Origin of the sequence: Streptomyces sp. NPDC088745 (genome assembly GCF_044751045.1) — a bacterium.
GTDB lineage: Bacteria > Actinomycetota > Actinomycetes > Streptomycetales > Streptomycetaceae > Streptomyces > Streptomyces cremeus.
This window is the reverse complement of the sequence record NZ_JBIVLB010000028.1, coordinates 16,217-36,627: the sequence shown is the minus strand read 5'-3', so window position 1 is coordinate 36,627 and position 20,411 is coordinate 16,217. Positions and strand designations below refer to the sequence as shown.

At 67.2% G+C, this 20,411-nt stretch carries 15 protein-coding genes and 2 pseudogenes; 7 read left to right on the top strand and 10 right to left on the bottom strand.

Annotated elements, in window-relative coordinates:
- Positions 1-197: 197 nt before the first annotated feature.
- A complete protein-coding gene (locus tag ACIP93_RS37310) occupies positions 198-614 on the bottom strand; it encodes an ASCH domain-containing protein (protein WP_401766814.1) in 417 nt (138 codons plus the stop codon).
- A gap of 312 nt (positions 615-926) precedes the next feature.
- Positions 927-3,830 (bottom strand): AAA family ATPase, encoded by a 2,904-nt coding sequence (locus ACIP93_RS37305; protein ID WP_401766812.1) that lies wholly within the window; start codon positions 3,828-3,830, stop codon positions 927-929.
- A 142-nt stretch (positions 3,831-3,972) separates the two neighbouring features.
- Between ACIP93_RS37305 and ACIP93_RS37300 the strand changes: the two genes are divergently transcribed.
- Positions 3,973-4,284: a hypothetical protein gene (locus tag ACIP93_RS37300; protein WP_401766810.1), complete on the top strand. Its 312-nt coding sequence runs from the start codon at positions 3,973-3,975 to the stop codon at positions 4,282-4,284.
- 65 nt (positions 4,285-4,349) lie between these two features.
- Positions 4,350-4,733 carry a peptidase inhibitor family I36 protein gene (locus tag ACIP93_RS37295; RefSeq protein ID WP_401766808.1) on the top strand — a complete coding sequence of 128 codons (384 nt, stop codon included), beginning with the start codon at positions 4,350-4,352 and terminating at the stop codon, positions 4,731-4,733.
- 514 nt (positions 4,734-5,247) lie between these two features.
- Here ACIP93_RS37295 and ACIP93_RS37290 read toward each other — a convergent pair.
- The gene (locus tag ACIP93_RS37290; RefSeq protein WP_401766806.1) at positions 5,248-5,850 is read right to left on the bottom strand and encodes a serine hydrolase domain-containing protein; all 603 of its coding nucleotides are present in this window, start codon (positions 5,848-5,850) and stop codon (positions 5,248-5,250) included.
- The gene (locus ACIP93_RS37285; protein ID WP_401766803.1) at positions 5,738-6,358 is read right to left on the bottom strand and encodes a serine hydrolase domain-containing protein; all 621 of its coding nucleotides are present in this window, start codon (positions 6,356-6,358) and stop codon (positions 5,738-5,740) included. The genes ACIP93_RS37290 and ACIP93_RS37285 overlap by 113 nt, the downstream gene beginning before the upstream one ends.
- 905 nt (positions 6,359-7,263) lie before the next feature.
- Here ACIP93_RS37285 and ACIP93_RS37280 point away from each other — a divergent pair.
- Complete coding sequence (locus ACIP93_RS37280; protein WP_401766800.1) at positions 7,264-7,641, top strand: DUF6415 family natural product biosynthesis protein; 378 nt, start codon at positions 7,264-7,266, stop codon at positions 7,639-7,641.
- A 152-nt stretch (positions 7,642-7,793) separates the two neighbouring features.
- Here ACIP93_RS37280 and ACIP93_RS37275 read toward each other — a convergent pair whose 3' ends face one another.
- Positions 7,794-8,180, bottom strand: a complete 387-nt coding sequence (locus ACIP93_RS37275) for a DUF3052 domain-containing protein (RefSeq protein WP_401766842.1) — start codon at positions 8,178-8,180, stop codon at positions 7,794-7,796.
- 445 nt (positions 8,181-8,625) lie between these two features.
- On the opposite strand from ACIP93_RS37275, the gene ACIP93_RS37270 reads away from it, so the two are divergent.
- Positions 8,626-9,102: an ATP-binding protein gene (locus tag ACIP93_RS37270; RefSeq protein ID WP_401766797.1), complete on the top strand. Its 477-nt coding sequence runs from the start codon at positions 8,626-8,628 to the stop codon at positions 9,100-9,102.
- A 118-nt stretch (positions 9,103-9,220) separates the two neighbouring features.
- Entirely contained in the window at positions 9,221-9,745 is a 525-nt protein-coding gene (locus ACIP93_RS37265) for a DUF4231 domain-containing protein (RefSeq protein ID WP_401766794.1), read from the top strand.
- A 405-nt stretch (positions 9,746-10,150) separates the two neighbouring features.
- Here ACIP93_RS37265 and ACIP93_RS37260 read toward each other — a convergent pair whose 3' ends face one another.
- Complete coding sequence (locus tag ACIP93_RS37260) at positions 10,151-10,480, bottom strand: hypothetical protein (RefSeq protein ID WP_401766792.1); 330 nt, start codon at positions 10,478-10,480, stop codon at positions 10,151-10,153.
- A 350-nt stretch (positions 10,481-10,830) separates the two neighbouring features.
- On the opposite strand from ACIP93_RS37260, the gene ACIP93_RS37255 reads away from it, so the two are divergent.
- Entirely contained in the window at positions 10,831-12,018 is a 1,188-nt protein-coding gene (locus ACIP93_RS37255) for a hypothetical protein (RefSeq protein WP_401766790.1), read from the top strand.
- A gap of 334 nt (positions 12,019-12,352) precedes the next feature.
- A pseudogene (locus ACIP93_RS37250) lies at positions 12,353-12,541 on the top strand (transcriptional regulator); the annotation flags it as partial.
- Positions 12,542-12,556: 15 nt separating this feature from the next.
- Here the strand turns inward: ACIP93_RS37250 and ACIP93_RS37245 are convergent.
- The 4 genes and pseudogenes from ACIP93_RS37245 to ACIP93_RS37230 form a co-directional block, all read right to left on the bottom strand.
- Positions 12,557-12,790: pseudogene (locus ACIP93_RS37245) on the bottom strand (DUF6193 family natural product biosynthesis protein); the annotation flags it as partial.
- Between the two features lie 51 nt (positions 12,791-12,841).
- A complete protein-coding gene (locus ACIP93_RS37240; protein WP_401766840.1) occupies positions 12,842-13,270 on the bottom strand; it encodes an Ig-like domain-containing protein in 429 nt (142 codons plus the stop codon).
- A 646-nt stretch (positions 13,271-13,916) separates the two neighbouring features.
- Positions 13,917-14,270: a hypothetical protein gene (locus tag ACIP93_RS37235; protein WP_401766787.1), complete on the bottom strand. Its 354-nt coding sequence runs from the start codon at positions 14,268-14,270 to the stop codon at positions 13,917-13,919.
- Positions 14,261-20,410, bottom strand: coding sequence for a DNRLRE domain-containing protein (locus tag ACIP93_RS37230; protein WP_401766785.1), 6,150 nt, complete (start codon positions 20,408-20,410; stop codon positions 14,261-14,263). Before ACIP93_RS37230 ends, ACIP93_RS37235 begins: the two co-directional genes overlap by 10 nt.
- Between the last annotated feature and the right edge of the window lies 1 nt (position 20,411).

Genomic DNA, 20,411 nt, shown 5'->3' with positions numbered 1-20,411 from the left:
GTACCCCGCGCGAGGCGGCGTGGAGGGCGTGCCGGTGTACTGGCGGCCGGAGTCGGGCCGACGGAAAGGGTTCGCGCGTGCGCAGTGCCCGGTGAAAAGGACGCGGTGATCATCCGAAAGTGCTGAGGGGGCCGGTGTGCGGACGTCGAGGACGCCCGAGGGGTGGTGCTGCGGGAGTGGCGGGAGGAGGACGCCGATCACACGGGCTTGAGCACTCGGAAGCGTTCGGCGACGACGAGAGTGTCATCGGTAATGTCGGGGGTGCGACCCAGGAACTCGCTTACGCCATCGCTCTGGAAGAACTCTTCGTGGGCTGCTCGCCACTGTGCAACGTCGGAGTAGCCGCGCCCCTCGGCTCGCGCGAAGTCATCGTCGATTTCCTTCATGGGAACGACCCGCACGTCGACGAGTTCGATCGTGACGGCCGGACGACCCTCGGAATCGAGCACTGAGAACCGCTGGCCGCTCTGCGGCACTGCCTCTCCGGCGTGCTCATAGATCTCCAGGAGGCCTGTGAGCGCGGTCTTCTGACCGCTCAGGATCGCCGCCACGCCACGGTCACGTTCTGGTCCGGGAAAAGCGAGTTCAAGAGTCGGAAGATCGTCATGTCCCATCGGGAGATGGTACGAATCCGGGTCGCGTTGATCAACGGCCGCTTGTCCCGACACCCATAGCAAGCGCTTTCACAATACGCCCTAGTACAGCGGTCCTGGGCGCTTGGCCATGAGTGCGAGATGCACAGCCTCGGTCCCACCGCCGCGTGGCCCGCTCCCCGGCATCAAAGAGTGGACGCCGACCCGGAGGTTCTTGATCCGTCGACGGGCCGGTCCGGAACGCTTCGTACGCCCGGACGCCCGCCGAATCCCCGCCCTACCAGGACCAACCGTCCTGACAGGACCTGAGTGCCCACCCTGCGAACGCCATCCTCATTCCGGGTCCGAGCAGGGCGGACCGTAGTCCACGTCGGGGAAGTAGCGGTCCCACTGCGCGCGGGTGAGGGCGGTGGGTTCCCGGGCGCAGATCCGGGAGACGGCGTCCTTGGGGTCGGTCGGCCAGAGACGGGCGCCGTTGTCCGCGCTGCCCGTGAGCAGGGTCCTGCCGTCAGAAGACAGGGCCACGTCGTTGAGAGCGCCCCCCGGGCCGCTGAGCACGCCTGCGGGCCGGGGGCGGCGCGAGTCGGCGATGTCCCAGAGCCGCGCGACGCCGTCGTAACCCCCCGAGGCCAGGAGCCGGCCGTCCCCGCTGAGCGCCACGGAGATCACCACCTCGGTGTGACCGGTGAGCGCGGACAGGGCGGCCGGGCTCCCAGGCCGGGTGACGTCCCAGAGACGTACGGTGTGGTCGTCGCTGCCGGACACCAGGGTGTGACCGTCGGGGGCGAAGGCCAGGGACGTGACGAAGTGGCGATGGCCGGTGAGGACCGAGAGCCTGGCAGGGGTGCGAGGCCGGGTCACGTCCCACAGTTGCACCGTGCGGTCGTCGCCCCCGGTCGCTAAATACCTGCCGTCACGGCTGAACGCGACGGCCTTGACGTTGAGGCGGTGCCCGGTCAGTACGGCCTTTGCCGCGGGCCGGGAGCGCGTGGTGAGGTCCCACAGCCGAACGGTGTGGTCGTAGCTGCCGGTGGCCAGGGTCCGCCCGTCGGGACTGAAGGCGACGGCGAAGACCACCCCGGTGTGCCCGGAGAGAGTGGTGGCCACGGCGGGGCGCCGACGGTCGGACACGTCCCACAGCTGCACCCTGTGGCCGAAACCGCCCACGGCCAGGGTGTGACCGTCCGGAGCGAACGCCACGGACGCCACCGGACCGGTGCCCGTTACCTCACCCGTCCTCACTGGCCGATCGGTTTCGGGTACGTCCCACAGCTGCACGGTGTCGCCGCCCGTCGCCAGCCCGCGCCTCGTGGGGTCGAACGCGACCGCGGAGACGTTGCGGTTGCGGCCCGGGAGCGCCGTGGCGGCCGCGCCGAGCAGGCCGTCGCGGGCCTCCGCGGTGGGCGAGAGACGGTAGGCCGCTGCCATCAGCTGGGCGTGCAGCACGGGTTGGGTCTCGCGCAGCGGGTCCGCCTCGGCCACGACGTTGCGGGACAGGATGTCGTTGCGCTGCTGGGTGACTTCCCGCTGGACGTGCAGGGCGTACGCAGCCGCACAGGTGGCGAGGAGGGTCACCGCGGTCAGCAGGGCGACCAGTCGGCGCAACCGCCGGGTGTGCAGGGCGGTCTGCCGTTTCCTGTTCTCCTCGGCCGACACGCTGGCGTCGAGGAAGGCCCGCTCGCGCGCGCTGAGGGCGCTGAGGTGCTCCGGTTCGCCGAGGAGCTCCCTGGCCATCGCGAGTCGCGCACCTCGGTAGAGGGCGTCCTGGTCCCCGTCCAGGGAGTCCCAGAGCAGGGTCGCCTCGGTGAGCCTGCGGTGACGGCGAAGGCTTTCGCGGTCCTCGGTCAGCCACTGGTGCAGCCGTGGCCAGCACCGGATCAGCGCCTCGTGCGTGATCTCCACGTGGAGGTCGTCGAGGGTGAGCAGCCGGGCGCGGGCCGCCTGCTCCAGGACGGCGGTGGCATCGCCGCCGTGGTCGAATTCGTTGCGTGGCAGCCGTCTCTTGGTGTCCTCGGTGCCTTCGCCCAGTGCGGTCAGACGCAGGAACAGCTGCCGGGCGAGTTGCCGCCCGGTCGGGGTGAGGGAGGCGTAGAAGGACTCCGCGGTCCGTGCGAGGGCGCCTTCCACCCCGCCGGCGGCCTGGTGCCCGGCGAGTGTGAGCGCGTTGCCCCGGCGCCGGTGCCAGGTCTCCAGCAGGGCGTGCGAGAGCAGCGGGAGCACTCCGGGCCTGCCGTGGCACTCGGCGATGAGTGACGCCATGAGCGGGCCCTCGACGCTCAGCCCTGCGCGCACCGCGGGCTGGACGATGGCCTGGCGCAACTGCTCCCCGGTCATGGGGCCGAGGGTGATCTGGCTGTCGGCCAGTGCGGCGACCAGTTCGGCGTAGGGCGTGCAGTGCGCGTAGAAGTCGGCGCGTACGCTCAGGACGACGCGACACCGGCTGTTGGAGGCCTGCGTCGCGGTGCAGAGCGCGGTGATGAAGGAGGACCGCTCGTCCTCGCTCCGGCACAGGGTGAAGATCTCCTCGAACTGATCGACGACGAGGACCACCTCGGCCGTGGGGGGCCGCCCGGCCAGCAACTGCCGTACGAGCAGGTTCAGGTTCACCGGATCGTGCGCCAGCTCGGCGTGCAGTGTCCCGGCGGTGGTCCCGAGCTGCCCGGCCAGCGCGACCGCGCACTCTTCGAGAGGGTGCGGTCCCGGAGTGAGGAGCACGACGGCCTCCTGCTCCGCCTCCGCGCGCAGCCGGGGCAACAGCCCAGCTCTCAACACGGAGGACTTGCCCGACCCCGAAGCTCCGAAGACCGCCACCAACCGTCGTCTCGACAAGCTGTCGGCCAGGGCACTCGTCACCTGCTCACGTCCGAAGAACCGCTCGCTGTCCTCGGGTTGGAACGCGGCGAGTCCCGGGTACGGCGCACCGGCGGCGATGCCGTCGGCGCGGTCGCTCTCCGCCGGGGCGGCGCCCGCGGCGAGTTCCGCGGCGGTGCTGTGCCACAGCCGCTCCCACTCCTCCACGTCGCCGTCGCAGGCGCGGACGTAGGCGAGGGCGACCGGGAGCGAGGGCAGACTGCGGCCCGCCGCGGCGTTGGACAGCGTGGTGACGGAGTAGTGGGAGCGCTGCGACAGCACCCGATAGGTGGGGCTGCCCGCCTTCTGCCGCAGCCGCCGCAAGGCCGCCGCCCACCTCAACTCCGGGCTGTCCCCGTCCTCCAATGGTCGTTCGCTGCGCGGCACTGTCGTCCCCTCTCCGCCTGCGCCTTCCCACCCGTGATTGTTTCTCATCTGTTTGTTTCGTGCCTTGCTTTCGATGCCGGACAACGCGACCTGGCTAATTTGCCGAGGGTCAGCTCGACACCGAACTCATGGGAGGAACAGGATGTTCCGGAAACTCTCGACCACCGCGGCCGTGCTGGGGCTCGTGCTTGCGGGCCCGCTGATGCTGTCGGGCCAGGCCCAGGCTTCTCCGCGCGCGGCGGCCGCACCCGCTGAGATCTGCGGATACAACGACAACCTCGACGGGCAAGCCGTGTGGATCAACTGCGGAAACTTCAACCACCTGATCGAGACGTGGGCGCTGGGCTCGAGCAAGAGCTACCAGTGCGTCGCCGCCCATTCCCGGTACTACTTGGGGCCGACCTGGTTCATCAGCAGCTCCAAGTACGCCGGCGGGGAGGGCTGCACGCCGTGACGCCGCCGTCCCCCTCGGCCGTCTCTCCCTCGCTGAAAGCACCGCTGAACCTTCGGAGGAAACGTATGCGCAAGACCTTCGCCATGCTGGGCTCTGCCGCTGCCCTCGTCCTGACACTGGCCACGACTTCGGCCCAAGCGGCGCAGACGGCCCCCGCAGCCGGTTATGACCGCTGCCCCGCCGGGTCCTTCTGCATCTTCGACGGAGCCAACGGGACCGGCACCATCGCCTGGTTCCGTACCGGCTCGCCCGACCTGCGGGGGCAGTCGATGGACAACCGGACCTCGTCGTACTGGAACCGCACCAATGACGCATTCGCTCTGTACGACGGATACAACTACGGCGGAAGCTGCTGGTCGGTCTTCACCCACGAACCGTCCAACCTGACCGGGCGCTACCCCGAGTGGGACAACCGCTTTAGCTCCCTCACCAAGAGCGCCTGCGGCTGACCCACCCTCCCGCTGACGTGCCGGTGGATCCGCCCCCATGCCAATGAGGCGACGACAGGAGCGCGAGGGGCGGCGTCGCGTCACCGCCCGCCGTGCCGCTACGGCGGCACGGCGGATGGAGCGCCCCTGGGCGCCCCAAGCCTGTAGGGGCGGGGAGGATGCGTCGCGCGCGAATCCTGCCGCGGAAGCCGGGCGGGACGCTGCGGCCCGAAGACCGAGGCGCACGGCCCGCAGCCCGCCGGGGCACCGGTCTGCGGTGGGGAGGTGCCCCGGCGGATCCCCGGTTCGCCGAGAAGGAGCAGGACCAGGCGCTCCAGGGCAACAGCGAGGAGGTGCTGGACCTGAAATACGGACCGCGACCGATGACCTGCCCGGCCGCACTGGACACGCTGGAACGGGATGTGACCGGGCCGGGCTCCCGGACTGGACGCAGCAAGCAACGATGCCCCTCCACGCGGCGATGTCGCTCCGCGGCAACATATCCGAGGACGAGACCTCACCATGGCGCACATGGTCAAGGGCAGAAGACGCTCTCCACGGCCTTGCCCACCTCCAGCTCCACGGCGCTGGGTTTGACACTCAGGGTGAACGACATCGCGAGCTGGCGACGGCCGTCCGCCGAGTAGAAGGTCATGGCGACGGAGCCGGGGGCCGACCCGCCTGTGATGAAGAAGTCGTCGCCGCAGCGGCGGCCGCTGCCCCGGGGACGCGGCGTGGCGGGCAACCTGTCGGTAAGGATCCGCTGGAGTTCCGGCGGCAGCAGCCTGCCCTGGGTGAACGCCCGCTGGAAGGTGCTCATGTCCTGCGTGGTGGAGACCACCCCACCGGCTCCCGCTCCGGCGAGACTGGCGTTGAACCGGTCCACGTCGCGCAGCCTGCCGCCGGCGTCAGGGTAATAGCCGTGCCCGTGCGGCCCCTTGACGCCGTCCGGCGGCTTGACCATGAGGTAGGTCTTGGTCATCCTGAGCGGCTCGAACAGGTGCGTGCGCAGTTCGCTGCCCAGGTCATGGCCGGTCACTCTCTCGATGATCAGGCCGAGGAGGGTGTAGTTGGTGTTGGAGTAGGACCACTTCTCGCCCGGCTCCCCGGTCCGCGGCCGACCACGGCTCCACCTCACCAGATCCAGTGGGCGGTGGGGGGGTAGTGAAGTCGAAGACGTCGAACGAGGGTTCACTCTCGCTCCCGTCCGGGTTCGGCTTGCCCGCGTACCAGTCGGGGATGCCGGAGGTGTGCCGAAGCATCTGCCGTACCGTGATCTCGTCGGCCCGTGTCACCAGATCCTGCTCCACTACCGCGGGCAGCAGGTCGCCGAGCTTGTCGTCCACCCCCAGCTCGCCCTGTTCGACCAGTTGCAGCACCACGGTGGCCACCATCTGCTTGGTCTGCGACCAGATCCGGAAGCGGGCGTTCGCGGGTGTCGTGCCGCCCCGACCGTCCAGCAGCCGGGAGCCGGCGCTGCCCACCCCGACGGATCTCCCGTCGACGTAGGCACCGCCGACCGCCCCCACAACCCCAGGTGTCCCGGCCAGCTCCTCCATCGCTTTCTGCACATTCCCGATCCGGTCCGGGGCGGCGGTGGCAGGCCCTGCCTGAGCCATCATCAGCAGGGCGATACCGGCTGCCAACCCGGCCTTCTTCGCTGGCAGACGAACATTCCCGTACGGCACGACACGCCCCTTTTCGCGATCACCTTCCGAACCGGGGCATCGAGCCCCCGGCGCAGACCGCTGCGGTCCGCGTCCACATGAAAGGCGGAAAAGGGTTGCGGTGGCGTATGGGTTGGGCGATACACCCGCGATATGTTCAGCCCCCGGCGTACGGAAGAGAGCGGCGGACCGCCCCCCGCCCAGTCGGGGGACGCGAATCCGCAAGGACATCCCCGCCGACCAACTCGGTGCCATCGGCGACGGATGGATGATGATGTTCCCCATCGAACCGCAGCGATTCACACCGCATCGGGTCCAGGCACTCCTCGACGCAGCCCTCACCTTGATCACCCCACCGCCACGCAGCCACCAGAGCCCGGAACCCCGCTTGCCCTCATGAGCCAGGCACACGGACGACACGGCCCCACGTCCGCTGCCACCACGTCTCCGCGGAGCGGGAGGGCCTCGCGTACAAAGAAGAGCGGCGCCGCCTGAAGGCAGCGACCTGGCCGTGCCCGACCTGTGGCCGCAAGACCTACCCCGACGACGGAGCCGAAGCTCCCCACGGGGACTGCCGCGTCTGCCTCAACATCAAGAAAAGGGAACGCCACGAGGCTGAAGAGCGAGCTGAGCAGGAAGCCGCAGCAAAGCATGCCGGCTTCTTCGGGTTCCTCCACGGACGGAAGAACACGTAGCGCAGCTACACCGGTCCTGGCAGGAACGGGCTGTCCAGACACGATGGCGGTCGGCGTTGACCCGTTCGGACTGCGGTTTCCCCTGATTCGCAGAACGCCAAAACGAGAACCAGTCCACCAAGGACACTGGCAACGAATGCCCCAGTGGCGATGCCCGCCGTCCCACAAGTCCGAACAGCGAGGCCCTCTGTGCACACCAGCAGCTACACCGTCCTGCACGACCCCGACGGGCTGATCGAGGCGGAGCTCCCGCTGGATCGCGAGCCGTACGAGAGCCTCGTCAAGGCCGTCCTTGCGTGGACCGGCGAAGACATCCTCACCACCCGCGATCTGGAGCAGATCGCCCTCCAGCTCACCGGCCACGCCCGCGCGGTCACCTCCGACGTCCGCCGCCGCGCCGGCCAACTGCCCGAGGACAGCGGCCCCCGGGCGCTCGCCGACGTCGTCCTGCGCGAGGCAGAAGGCATTCTGTCCGCGCCGATCGAAGGCACCGTGCGCTGCGTCCACCACCGCGCCCGCCTCGTCCGCGCCCTCTACGAACGCCTGGACCGCCTGGAAGTGAAGTAACCGACAGCTGGCCGGGTTCACCGCCACCGAGACCGACAAGGACTGACCGGCCCGGAGCCGGACACACCACGGGCCCCGGTGATTTCCGGGGCCCGCCTCGGGGGTACAGCGTTCAACGAGGCCGCGCTGTTCGCGTTACACCGGCTCCAGGTTCACGAGGGACGGACCAGCTTGGTACCGATCCAGTCCTGCGCCGCCACCAGGCTGGTCCCCTGAGCCAGGCCGGCCACCTGCGCTCCTTCATGCACATCACCGGGGGCGACGTACCCGTCGCGGCCCGTCTTGGGGGTCACCAGCCAGATGCAGCCACCGTCCTTGAGACGGCTGGCGGCGTCCAGGAAGCCGTCGGCGAGATCTCCCTCATCGTCACGCCACCACAGCAGCACCACGTCGACGGTCTCATCCGCTTCCTCGTCGAGCAGCTCTGTGCCGGTCACCTCCTCGACCGACCCGCGCAGCTCGTCGTCGCAGTCGTTGTCCCACCCGATCTCTGCGACCGTCTGACCGGGAGTGAACCCCAGTCGCTTCGCCAGATTCATCTCCGTGGTCGTCACGACCAGCCCTGCCCTTCCTCGGCTTTCGAGGGGCGGCCCCTCTGCCCGCCCTGACGTTCAACGGGGACCGCCACCCGTACGTCACGCACGACCGCTGACCCCGGGCTGGACACGCCACGGGCCCCGGGGGATCACCCATGACATCCCCGGGGCCCGGTTGGGTTCCCACTGTCCAACGACCGCGCGGCCCCCGCGTCACATGCCTGTGCCAGAACGGCAGATTGATGCTCGGCTCCCAGGGTCTGCGGTCTGTGCCGACGGCCCCGAACGCACAGAAGCGGGCAGGAATGATGCGATTGAGCAGCTGTTTCCAAGCCCACCTGAAGCGTGACGGCGCCGCGTGAGGTTTCTGGGGCTGGCTGGGATGTGTGTCGATGTTCCAGGGGTAGACGCGATGAGTTGAATCGGGCCCCGGACTGAAGGCGGATACATGGATCTTCCCGCGCAGGACGAGGGTCTTGAGGCGGCGATTGTCCGCCCCCTCGCGGTTTCCGCTGCGTTTGAGGGCAGCGAGGAGATCGCGCAGGCGCGTGATCTGGCCCGGGTCTTCCTCACCTCGGTGCAGGCCGAGCATGGTCTGCCGGTGTCGAAGCGGGCCATGGGGATGACTCAGCTGGCGGTGAGCGAGCTGGTGACCAATGCCCGTAAGCACGCGCCCGGCCTGTGCGTGCTGTCCTTGCAGGTCGCGGAGGGGGCCGTCGAGGTCAGTGTGTGGGACAGCAGCACGACGCTTCCCGTGGTGCTTCCGGCAGACCCCTCGCGGGTCGGGCAGCACGGTCTGGAGATCGTGATGGCGATATGCCGGCGGTTCACCGTTCAGCGGGAGCCCGTGGGAAAGCGAATCACCGCGTCCATCGTGCTTGCCGACGATCCTGGCGGGAACGCTGCTGGCCGCCAGGCCATGTGAGTTGCCCCCTCCGCTACGCCAGGACGGCGGACACGCTCTCCAGCACGGCGCGCTGTCGCACGTCCAGCGGCACGTCGGCCGCTGTCACCAAGAGCGGCCCTGGAGCTGGCGAGCTTGCATGTTGGCGAATCGGGTGACACCGGCCTGCAGTGGTGATGATGATGCTGGCATGCGCAGACCGGCTTCGGACACTGAGCCCTGGACCTCCGCCTCCGACCCACTACTGGCACTGGCCGAGCAGGAGTTGGCGTTTTACCAGCGCAGGCGGGATGCCGCGCGGCGCGCGCACCGTGCAATCGAACTCGGTGCGCTGACGAGCGCTTCCGCGACGGTGGTAGCAGCCGGCCTGCACGCCCCAGCCTGGGTGACGACGGCAGTTGCTGGTATTGCCCTATTCTGTACTGGTTTCCGCCAGGTCTTCGCCCCGGGTCCCCGCTGGGTACTGGCGGCTCAGGCCCGGGAGTCTCTGCGCCGTGGGGTCAACCGCTACCGGCTGCTACCAGTGAGTGAACGGGACGACCAAGCACGGTCCCTGCTGCTCGCCGCCATTGAAGAAGTAGGCACCGAACAGGTCCGCCAATGGGCAGGGGGCCACGAGCAGACTTCTATCGGGGTGCCGCCCACCCCGCCGCCTACCATCTGACCTCGGGCTCCTCCGGCACGCGACCAGGACAGTCCCATGAGCTTCGCTGTCGCAGGACATCGGCCGGAGCGGATTCCGGCCCCGGTACCCGGCGATACCGTGGTGAGCAGCGCCAGTTCTGCCCTGTGGAGCCCTCGATGAGCGAACAGCCGGCCGACCCCGCCGCCCGGCAGCTGGAGCCCGCGGTCGCCGACGGATTGTGCGCGTACGCGGCCAGGGCCCGCGCCGACGCCGACCGGCTCGCCGCCGCCCACACCAACGCCGGACGGCTCGGCAGCCTCATTGTCGACGGCCCCGGCGCCCGCGTCACAGCTGCCCGCGCCGCCCAATTCCACGACCACCCGCCAGATGGGGGTGCGGCCGGTCCATGGTTATCGAGCGGGTGCACTGCGGTTCCCCGTGGCGCTAGGCCAACATGCGCTCTGCCGCGTAGGTGCCGTCCGGCAGCACCGCGTCGGTCAGTTCGAACTGCTCCCGCCTTCCTGCGGGGCTGCTCCAGGTGATCCGGGCGCCGGCGGGGCGGCTGCTGGGCCAGTGGACCGGCTGGCCGTCGGCGGCCCGGGCTCCGAGCAGCGTGTAGGTGCGGACCTGGCGCACGGTCTCGGTGGCCGGAGCTGCTCCGGGGGCGGCCGGGGTCCGGCGCCGCCGGAGCCAGCCCCAGGCTGTAGCCCCCGCCAGCAGCGTGAGGCCGCCCAAGGTCTCCGCGGTCCAGCCGGTGAGTACATCGATAAGCATGTGGTGTCCTTCTCTGTGTGTGACGGGCGGCGCGTGAAGGGCTGCGCTACTGACGTCGCGTCCTGGGCGGCACAGTGCGGGAGTGGGTAGTTAGCTCCGCAACTCCCTTCGAAGCGGCCCTTGTTGGGCAGCCGTCGACGGGTGTGGGATCAACTGCGGTTGCCATGTGGCCTCCCTGACGCCATTTCAGCGGTAGGGCCGCGCGGTGACCCGGCGGAGGTAGGGGGGCTCTAAACGAGGGGGGGGCCGCTACGTCATGGCGTTGGCCTCCGGCTGCCGTTCCACGGGCTGTCACAGGATGAGGTGACAGCCCGGCCGGGTCCGCGAGTGGTGCCGGTACCTTCCCGTGCATGTCCACTGACACCCCGAGCCCGACGGATCAGCTGCTGATCGAGCACGCGTTCCGGCACGGGTTCGCCGTGACCGCGAAGATGCTGGAGGTGTGGAGGAGCCGTCGGCTGCTGCCGGGCAACATCGCCGGCGGAGGCCTGGGCCGCGGCAAGGGCAGCACCTCCAGGCCGGCGCCGGAGAGCTTTGACCTCGTCCTCGGCCTCGCCCGTCACGGCGGCCGGGGTAAGCGGCCCCACGACGTGGCACTGCTCCTGTTCGGCGACGGGCTCCCGGTACCGGAGCAGACGGTACGGGCCGCCTTCACCGCGGCCGTGACCACCCTCACCGTCCCCGGCGACGACGAACCGGACACCGACCCGGAGCAGCGGCTCGACGCTCTCGCCGACCACATTGCGGACGCCACCCCGACCGTCACCCTGGTCCCGGCCCGGGCCCGGCGGGTCGACGAAGGCATCGCCCACCTCGTCCGCGCCGCCGGACACACCTGGCCCCCGGCCGAGCTCACTGCCCTCGACGCGAACCCCGGCACGTCCACCGTCACACCCAGGGACGCCGCGCTGGCCGCGGCCGCCGCCGCCATCAATGGGACGATGTCCCTGGAGGACATCGGGGACCTGTTCCGCGCGATGAACCTCACCGCGGTGGCCAACCCGATCGCGTCCCTCGTCGAGACCACCCGCAAAGACGTTCCCGAGTTCGCCGACGCGGTCCTCACCGACGACAACCAGCTGGCGCTGGGCCCCGTGCAAGATGCCCGCGATCATCTGCGCGACCTGGCCGCCACAGCCCCCTTTCAGAACCTCGCGGGGGCCTGGAAGACCGCCGAAGAGGTACGGCAGTGGGCCCTGGACCTCTGCGGCCGGGCCGAGGACGAACTCGCCGCCGGGCAGCTGGGCGAGGCGGCCGTGGAGTGGATGAACGGCCGCTACGCGATGGCCGGACTGGCCGTGCTCAGCACGCTGAAGGAGCGCGACCGGTCACCCGTCCGACACGCCCTCGACGCCTTGGTGCTCCTCTACCAGGTCGGGGAGTACCGGCGACTCGACCGCCTCGTGCCCGGCTGCCAGTGGCACCTCCTCGCCGCCGAGGGGCTGATGCCGCCGCCCACGCGCGAGCTTCTCCAGGACTTCATCAGCCGGAGCGCGCCCGGCGCCGGGGCGGGGGTCGGTGTCGGACCAGCCTCGTAGCGTTGGTGGCGAGGGTCCGGGCCGGACGGCGGGGCCCCGGAGGAGCGGACCGGTACCGCCCGCGGCGCCCTGGTCGCCGTCCAGGACACCCGCGACGTCCCCGGGGAGTACCGGGAGGCGGTCGAGTCCGCGAGGAACGAGCGGATGGGTGCGGCCCTGCACAAGATGTGGGACGCACCGGTGCAGCGCGGTTCAGTCCTCCTGATGGCCCAGGAGTTCCGGGCTGTCGTCGCCCGCACCGGCACCTGACCGGATTGATCACCCGCTCAACCACCAGGTCGACCGGGTCCCGATACAGCACTGCTCTTCCTCTCCCCGTCCACGGCCGCCCCAGGTCGACCAGCGCCTCAAGCGCGTCGTGGAGTACCGCACGATGAGCGTCCACCGCTGGGACACGATCGTCGGCTCCTGGGCCGCCAGCGACCACGCTGGCCTCGAAGCAGCCTGGGACGACGTCATCGGCGACCTCGGCTCCCGCTGGGGCCAGTACGAATACGTCACCAACGTGGGCTTCGCCGCCTGAGCTTGATTTTTAACCTCAGTCCGACTGCGGCTTCCGCGTTGTGGCTTCGTGAGCATCGAGTTCTTCCGGGGTTCCGACGAATGCCGGGCCACAGTGCGCTGGAAGGCGTTCGACCACCATGGCGATGGCTTCCTGCGCTGTGGCCGCCGGACCCACCGTCTCGGTGCGGAGGGGGCCGGAGACCCAATAGGTACCTTCGGCCGCAGGCTGGATGTAGGGAACGTCCCAGGTCCATTGGAACTCCGTGCAGCGACTGAAGGCAGCTCTCCCATCCCCGTCTAAGCACGCAGTGGAATGTGACTACTCTGCCCCATCGCCTACTGCAGGGGTATTCGTAGTGATGCGCACTACGGCGGTGCCCTCTGAAAGGCGGGTGCCCGTAGGTCCACGCTGGATCGTCACCTTATAGCTGAACTCGTCTTCACCCACATAAGTGGGAGACGGTGTGTAGGTGACATCATCCCCATTGATCACTGCAGATCCATGATGCGGCTCGCTATTTAGCGTCAGAGTATGGCTACTTCCACCCAGAGCGCTGAGAAGGGGCTTCCTGGCAGCACCGACGGGAGCAAAGGTGTCATTGGCCATTACACCGACAGTCACTGGACGGCCCCCGTCTATACTCCTCGCGTCGTCCACGAGTTGCACTCCGGAAGCGCCTTCGTTGGCATGAATCTCTTGAATGTTCCCCTCGACGCGCGGTGTGGATTCAGCACTTCGAGTGCCCATGTTTGGCTCAACGCCGTTACATCCGACCAGTACAGCAGAAGCCAAGAAGGCTGCCCCAACGGTGATAAGCGCTCTCCAGTTCAACTTATCTGCCTTCCAGAACATTGAGTTATTCCTCAGTTTCTAAATACTGTCGCTCCAAGAGCGATCGATAGTGTTAACCGGAAGCTATCCGGAACTGCGTAAAACCAATTAGATAGCGCACCCAGCTGGAGGCTTAATAATATTTCACTTAGTTAGTGGCGGGAGCTGTGGGCTTAGAACACAAGACATGTCAAAGATCCGACTGTGACTCCGCTAAAGGGTCTCTAATCACCTGTATGCAGGTGGATTAGCAAATAGACTTCTATCATCCTCCGTTACATAAAAAATCTTCAGGAGGTATTCGCCGTATAGCTCTTCCGGCTGCTTGGTAGTTTTTGATGTTGCGGTATGCGGGGTCGTCTCGATAGAGGACGACCCCGCATACACGTCTATTGCGTATCGTCTTTCTTAAGGGGCTACTTCACAGCCCTTACGGCTATCTACCGGTGCGCCCCTCGATGTGCTTTTCCGGAATTTGCCAGTTTTCTGACACGAGGCGGTCCTGGGAAGGGATCCGGCCATAGGGAAGCCCGTACCTCCACTCTGAGCTGCGAGACAACACCTAGCCTCGTCTCCCAAGGAAGCTGAAGAGCGAGCGGACAAGCTCACGTCTTCTGCGCCTCTTTCTCCATTCACTTCGGATGTCGAAGATTTCTCGTTCTACATCTTCATCCATCGAAGCGTCTACCCACTGCACGGCCATCTCCGCCACGATACCGGGAACTTCCTCATCAGAAGCCCAAAAGTCGTCAGACTTAATCGCTTGTGGTGATTTTTCATGCGGATCTTCACTGATGTAGAACGCCCACCAGCTATCGACCTCAACACTGAGCAAAAGGTAACTACCAGCGTAGTCGCCTTTCGTGATGAACCCGACGCGGCCTCCTGCGGGCCAGGAAGCACGATCTATTTCCATCGCCCCCACTGCCTAAACCTCACGTGGTTGATGTGGTAGTTGAAGTACAGGTGGGAGTTCCTTTCTTGGAACGTCAGGTTCGAAGACCTGCCCCATTTGCCCTTCTTTGCTGCACCGCGATAGGCGAAGTGTCCCTTGCTGCGCATCCTGGCACCATTTTTCGCAAATCCGCCAACGGCGCCGCGACCAGTCCACATGCGCCCCGCCAACCATGCGGTTGGACGGGATGCACGGCTGGCTCCATTGGCGAACTTCAGTTTATGGGCGAGGCGTGCAGCACGCACGACACGGTAGGCCCTGTATCCCCAGGCAACAGCACCCATTCCCGGAACGGCTATACTGAGGACGGTGATCGCGATGTCGACCTTGTGAGCCTTGACGATTTTCCAAGCCTTGCTCCAGAAACTGTTTCCGTCCAGGTCGTATGCGTTGATAGGGTCACTGGGGTATCCATAGGGGTTTTCTCCTCCTCCATAGACCGGGTCCGTGGACAGAAAGCGCCCCGTGGCTGGGTTGTAGAGGCGGGCCCCCATGAGGGTGAAACCTGTGAGCGTTTCAGTGGAACGCTGTTTCGCGCCCAGCCAGTTGTATCGCGGCAGTGCTTGCCCAGCGCGCGGATTTCCGTACTCATCCGCTTCCAGCGTGACGGGGGCCCGGGCAGCGTCGAGAGGGAGCCCCAAAGCTATGTCGCCATGGATGGTGCTGAGCTGAAGGACTACATCGCCAGTCTTGCTGGTGGTAGCGGCGAGGTCTCCAGTGGCAGAGTCGACGTTGCGAGTGAGATCACCGGTGGTGGTGTTTTCGGTGATCCAACGAGGGTTGTCGTTGTCGCCGTCGTAGTGGTTGACCTTGGCAGCCGTCCTGTTCCAGGTACCGGCGTTGTTGGTGTCAACAGTCCAGGAGCGGAAGCGCAGGGCCGGGTCGAGATCCCAGGTCTGACGCTTGTCGCCGCTGATCTGCTGGCGGACCCGGTCGTTGGTGTAGTAGGTGAGGGAGCTGCCCGGGAGGGTAGTGGTGCGGCCGAAGTCGTCGTAGGTGTACCCGTTGTCGACGAGGCGGTCGGCGCTGTCGTAAGTGTGGCTGACAGTGTTGGTGCCGCCCGTAGTGGGGCAGTCAGCACCGGGAGCGCCGGGCGTAGTGGTGAGGGCCTTCCGGTTGGCACGCTTGTCGAAATCGTAGTCGCGCCGGATACAGCCCTGCTCCGTCAAGTCACGGACGCCGGTGAGACGGCCTGCCTTGTCGTAATCGTACTGCTGGCGACCCCAGCCCTGATGAGTGGTCACCTGACCGTAGACGGATTCACTGACGGTGTCGCTGAAGACAGCAGCGCCGTCGCTGTCACGGGTGTAACTACGCGACAGCGGGGTGCCCGTGGTGTCCTCGGTGACGCTCAGGGTGTAGCCGCCGGGGAGCTTCTCGGTGGCGATCGACCCATCCTGGTCGTAGGTGGCGGAGAAATCGCCGGCCACGGAGTCACTGGTGCGGGTCACGAGGCCCCGAGGTTCAACGGCGTGGTCGTAGGTGTAGATGACGGTAGAGGGTACGTTGTCGGTGACCTTGACGGGCCGGTCGAGCAAGTCGTACTCGGTAGTCGTCTTGCCGCCGTCGGCATCGGTGTAAGAGATCTGCCGACCGAGCTTGTCATAGCTCTTCGTGATCGTGCCCGCAGTCGGCGAGGTCACTTTGAGGACCTTGCCGGTGACCTTGTCGTACTCAGTGGTCGTTTCGGGGGCAGGTTGGCCGATGCCGTTGTAGCTGGCGCTCTTCTCCGGACGCCCGGCAGCGTCGTACCAGGTCACCTCAGTCAGATTCTTTTCACCCGCGTCAGTGGCAGACTTAGTGATCTGGCCGAAGTAACCGTACTCACTGGTGGTGGCAGGCAACTGGGTGGGCTGGCCACTGCTGCCGGTGATGTTTCCGCCAGGACCGGTCCAGCACACGTTGTCCGCCCACTCGGGGCGTCCTTTGCACCAACCGGTACCGTCGGCCTCCCAGTACACTGTCACCCGGTTTGCCGCCCCCTCACCGCTTGTCCCTGGGAGGATCTGCTTGGTGATGCGGCCCTGGGCGTCGTACTGCGTTTCTGTGTCGAGGTCGAGGCCGCCCGCGTCCTGGATGGCGTGAGTGGGCACACCCTTGGCCCAGTCGTAGCGGGTCTTGCTGACGCGCAGTTCGCCCATGATCGAGTCGAAGTCGCGGACCCGGGCGCCGGTGATCACCGACGTGACCTTGTCCTTGACCTTGGCGGAACCGTCCGTGGGACGGTCTTCGTCGTACTTGTTAACTTTCCACGACCGGGCAGGTACAGAGGCGGCCTTACTGATCAGCGTTGTGGCACCGTCCTTGAGGTCCTCGGTCAGGTCGACCCGACGGATCGGTCCGAACTCTTCGATTTCCCGAGTACCGCCCTCGTCGAAGAAGGACGTGGTCGACAGCATGGCGGCTCGTTCATGCCAAGGGCGTTCGATGATGCCCAGGTCGGTGAGCTGCTGCTTCTGCTTGTCGGTGGCACCCAGAGCGAGTTCGCGGTTGGCCGCGCTCAATTCCCGGACAGTGTTGCCGAACCGGTCGTATTCGGTGACTGAGAGGCTGTTGCCGGGGGTGAGCGTGTTGACTTCGCGCGCCGAGGCGTTGAGGTAGTGGACGGTGGCCCGCCGGTAGTCGCTCTTGCCGAGGTCGCCGCCCGCGTGGGACGCCGGCACCTGGTCGGCAGGGAATACGGCGGTGGCGTCGGTGGGGCGGTCGAGCTGGCCCCAGTGGCCTGCGTCCTTGGTCTCGAACGGTGCTTTCACACCGGTCAGCGGGACACCGTAGACCACGGTGTCCACGGCGGCCGGGCCGGTCTCGTCCACGGTGCCCTGCTTGAGGGTCGGACGGGAGACCTTGACCAGCATGCCTGCACCGGGCGCGGCACCGGAGCCGATGGTGTCATAGCTGAACGTGTATGGAAGCTCCCCGGCAGGGGCCATCCACACAACCCGGTCCTCGAAGTAGGAGTATTGCGTGGCGGTCTCCTGGCCCAGGCGCGGGTCCCAGGCCTGGCGAAGGTTACCCAGCTTGTCGTAACGGTAGATCTGCACCGCTGAGGCGGTGGCGTTGCCCGCGCCGGGCTGGGTGGCCCAGAGCTTGATCTGCTTGACCTGGCCCGCGAAGTCGCCGAACTCAGCTGCGGTCTTGTCTCCGGTGGCCGTGGTGGCAGTGGCGTAGTCGAACTCCAGGATCCGGCAACCCTTGAGCGCTGGGTTCAGGTCGCAGGCCGCCTGAGTGGCCGCCGAGGTCGGGGCGATGATCTTCTTCGGGCGAGCCAGCTTCTTCCCGCCGACGGTGACCGTCTCGGAAATTACCTTCGTCGCCGAGTTGTCCGATGCCTCCACCTCCGAAGTGGAGACCTGCCATGTGGTGGCGGTGGCGTCTGGTTTGGCGAAGGTAGTGGTACTCCCCTCGGTGTCAGAAAGGGTGAAGGTGCCGGCGACGCTGCCCTTGAGGGTCAACGATTCTGAGCCGGTCTCCGCGACCCAGCCGGTCTTGGCCGCGTTCGCCGTGAAGTGGATCGCGTCGCCCTCGTCCGTCACCACGTCGAGAGCAGTGTCGGAGATTCGGCGGATATGGCTATATTCGGATCCCGATACTTCGGCAGTTGTGCCGGAGACCCATTGCTTGCCGAAGATCGGTGCCTGCCCCTCCTGGTACAGGCCCTTGGTGGGCGAGCGGGAGGAGAAGGTGCGGGTGGCGGTCAGGCCGAAGAACGAAGCGTCCGTGGCGTTCAGCGTGTAGTCACCGGTGAGCAGGTTCAGCGAACCCGGGCCGACCTCGGTGGAGGCGGCTCCGTCGCCGTCCTTGTCGACGATCACGCTCAGCGGTGCGGTGGTGCCGGTGGCCCCGCCGGGGCCGGTGAAGTCGGCCTTGATCTGGATGCTGCCGTTGACAGGAACCGTGGCGGTGGCGTTCCACACCAGCGGGGCGGTCTTGCCCACGGCGACATCGACCGGCCACGCGGTCAGCGCGGTGCCGCCCGCGGTGACACTGCCTGCGGGTATCTGCACCCAGTTGTCGGCGGCCGAGCGGCGCCAGGAGAAGGTGGCCTTGTTGAACTTGCCGGTCTCGGTCTCCACTGCCAGCGGCAATTTGCCCGCGGTGCGCTCGCCCTCGCCGGGCTGAGTGAAGCCGCTGGAGCCGGCGTGGAAAACGTACTCCTTGGCCTCGGACTTGTTGTCCGCCCGGTCCACACTGCGGACCTGGAGGGTATGGGTGCCGTTGCGCGGCGGGGTGACCTTGAACGTGCGGTCGGCGGCGCTGCCGCCGGTCTCGACCTTGGTCCAGTTCACTCCGTCCAGCGACCACTCGATCCACTGGTGGTCGGCGGCCGGGGGCTTGACGGTGAAGTTACCGGCCTGGCCCTCGCCCTTGACCCAGGCGTTGGTGGGGTAGTCGGTCGAGGTGACCGAGAGGGGTGCGGACGGGTTGCTGGTGTCGACGGCGAAGCGACGCCACTCCGACCAGTTGCTGTACGACTTCCCGTCATAGGTCTGCGTCTGGAACTTGTACTCCTTGCCGTTGGCCAGCAGCCCGGCCGGGACGGTCACCGAGGCCGCCTGCCCGGAAGGCACGAACGCGGAATCGATCAGGTTCCCGATACGGGTCGGACCGTCAGCCTCTTCGATCTTGAAAGCGGCGCGGACCTTATCGCCGTCCTTGTCCGAGAGGACGTCACGGAGCACTGGGGTGAGGGTGTTGACCGCGTAGGTGCCGTTGGCGGAGAAGAACGGCGGACCTGCTTCTCGTTTGGAACCAACGTTCGGTGCGGACGCGTATGTCACCATCAGCTTCGGCGTGTTCTCCGCCGCAGCCGCAGAGTTGACGGACTGCCAGCCAGACACCGACTTCTCGTCGGACGCTTTCAGGGCCAGAGTGCCTGCCGGTGCCTTGGCCTTCGCCCAGTCCTGCACCAGCGAAGTGACATCAGCGCTGGCCCATCCGCCCGACGCCGCACGGGACGCGGCCTGCTTCTCCTTCAATTGCGGACGCTTGTCCCAGCCCGACACGTCGGCGGCACTGCCGCTGGAAGACCACACCTCCCAACCCGCTGCCTTGGCCTTGGCGCTCTTCCCCGTGCCGAACATCTGCAGCTGGGCCCCGGAGACCTTCATGCCCGCCAGGGCCGAGGTGTCCAGGGTGAGGAAGGACTGGGCGGTCTGCGCCGCTCCGTCGGCACCCACCGTGCCCGGATTGCCCAGACCCAGCTCAGAACTGGCAGCCCGATTGCCCTTCACTCCGCGCTGAGCAACGGCTTGTGCGGGCTTTGCCTGGGCGGCGAACGCGGTCCCGATCGTGACCGGGAACTGGGTCTTGGGGTCCGCGAGGAACTTCGCGTCCGGACTCACCAACAGCGCCGTCGCACGTCCCTTACCGGTGACCTTGACCGATACCGGAATGCGGCGTGCCGGCTCACCTGGAGCGGAGTCTCGGGACGCGTCCCACATTTGTGGCGCGGACATGACAGCCCATTGCTTGCGCTTCTTGTCCAGCAGTACCAGGCTTCCATCCGCCTGCTGCTGAACCGTCACACCATCCAGCCCGAGCGGCAGCGTGTACGAGAACCCGGAGGCAGTCGGGCGCTTCTTCAGCACCACCGACTGTTCGAACCCTGTACGCGTCGCCTCCACCGCGACGTCCGCACCTGGCATGGCCTCGGCGTAGACCGCACGCGCACCTGACAGCTTCGGTGCGGGCAGCGCGCCCTGCCACTGCAGAGCGAGCTTCTGCTCACCGGAACCCAGCGACACCAGTGGCGAAGCAGCCTTCGCCGACTTCCCGCCGAGCGTCAGGCCCAACGGGTGGGCCGAAGCTCGCACCTCGCTGTCAGCACTGCGCAACGCGACGTCGATATCGGCCCACTTGCCGTGTTCCTGGAACCTGACCGGCGCGGCCGACAGCTCCGTTGACAGCGTCCCGTCCTTGTTCACCCATGTCGTCGACGTTTCGGTCCGCTCCGACAGGGCCTCGACTCGGTGCCCGGACAGGCGTGCAGCGACACGGGCGGAGGCGATGTCGTCTGCTGCTTGGGCCGCCGCTCTTTTGCTGGGTGCCGCCGGAGCTGCTGCCGCGGCAGGAAGTGCATTTGCGCCGTCGATCAATGTCATG

Excerpts from the sequence above, each read along its gene's own strand:
- ACIP93_RS37295 (WP_401766808.1), top strand. The coding sequence starts at position 4,350 with ATGCGCAAGACCTTCGCCATGCTGGGCTCTGCCGCTGCCCTCGTCCTG.
- ACIP93_RS37310 (WP_401766814.1), bottom strand. The coding sequence starts at position 614 with ATGGGACATGACGATCTTCCGACTCTTGAACTCGCTTTTCCCGGACCA.
- ACIP93_RS37230 (WP_401766785.1), bottom strand. The coding sequence starts at position 20,410 with ATGACATTGATCGACGGCGCAAATGCACTTCCTGCCGCGGCAGCAGCT.
- ACIP93_RS37265 (WP_401766794.1), top strand. The coding sequence starts at position 9,221 with ATGTTGGCGAATCGGGTGACACCGGCCTGCAGTGGTGATGATGATGCT.
- ACIP93_RS37270 (WP_401766797.1), top strand. The coding sequence starts at position 8,626 with ATGGATCTTCCCGCGCAGGACGAGGGTCTTGAGGCGGCGATTGTCCGC.
- ACIP93_RS37300 (WP_401766810.1), top strand. The coding sequence starts at position 3,973 with ATGTTCCGGAAACTCTCGACCACCGCGGCCGTGCTGGGGCTCGTGCTT.
- ACIP93_RS37255 (WP_401766790.1), top strand. The coding sequence starts at position 10,831 with ATGTCCACTGACACCCCGAGCCCGACGGATCAGCTGCTGATCGAGCAC.
- ACIP93_RS37275 (WP_401766842.1), bottom strand. The coding sequence starts at position 8,180 with ATGAATCTGGCGAAGCGACTGGGGTTCACTCCCGGTCAGACGGTCGCA.
- ACIP93_RS37235 (WP_401766787.1), bottom strand. The coding sequence starts at position 14,270 with ATGGAAATAGATCGTGCTTCCTGGCCCGCAGGAGGCCGCGTCGGGTTC.
- ACIP93_RS37240 (WP_401766840.1), bottom strand. The coding sequence starts at position 13,270 with ATGGGCACTCGAAGTGCTGAATCCACACCGCGCGTCGAGGGGAACATT.
- ACIP93_RS37260 (WP_401766792.1), bottom strand. The coding sequence starts at position 10,480 with ATGCTTATCGATGTACTCACCGGCTGGACCGCGGAGACCTTGGGCGGC.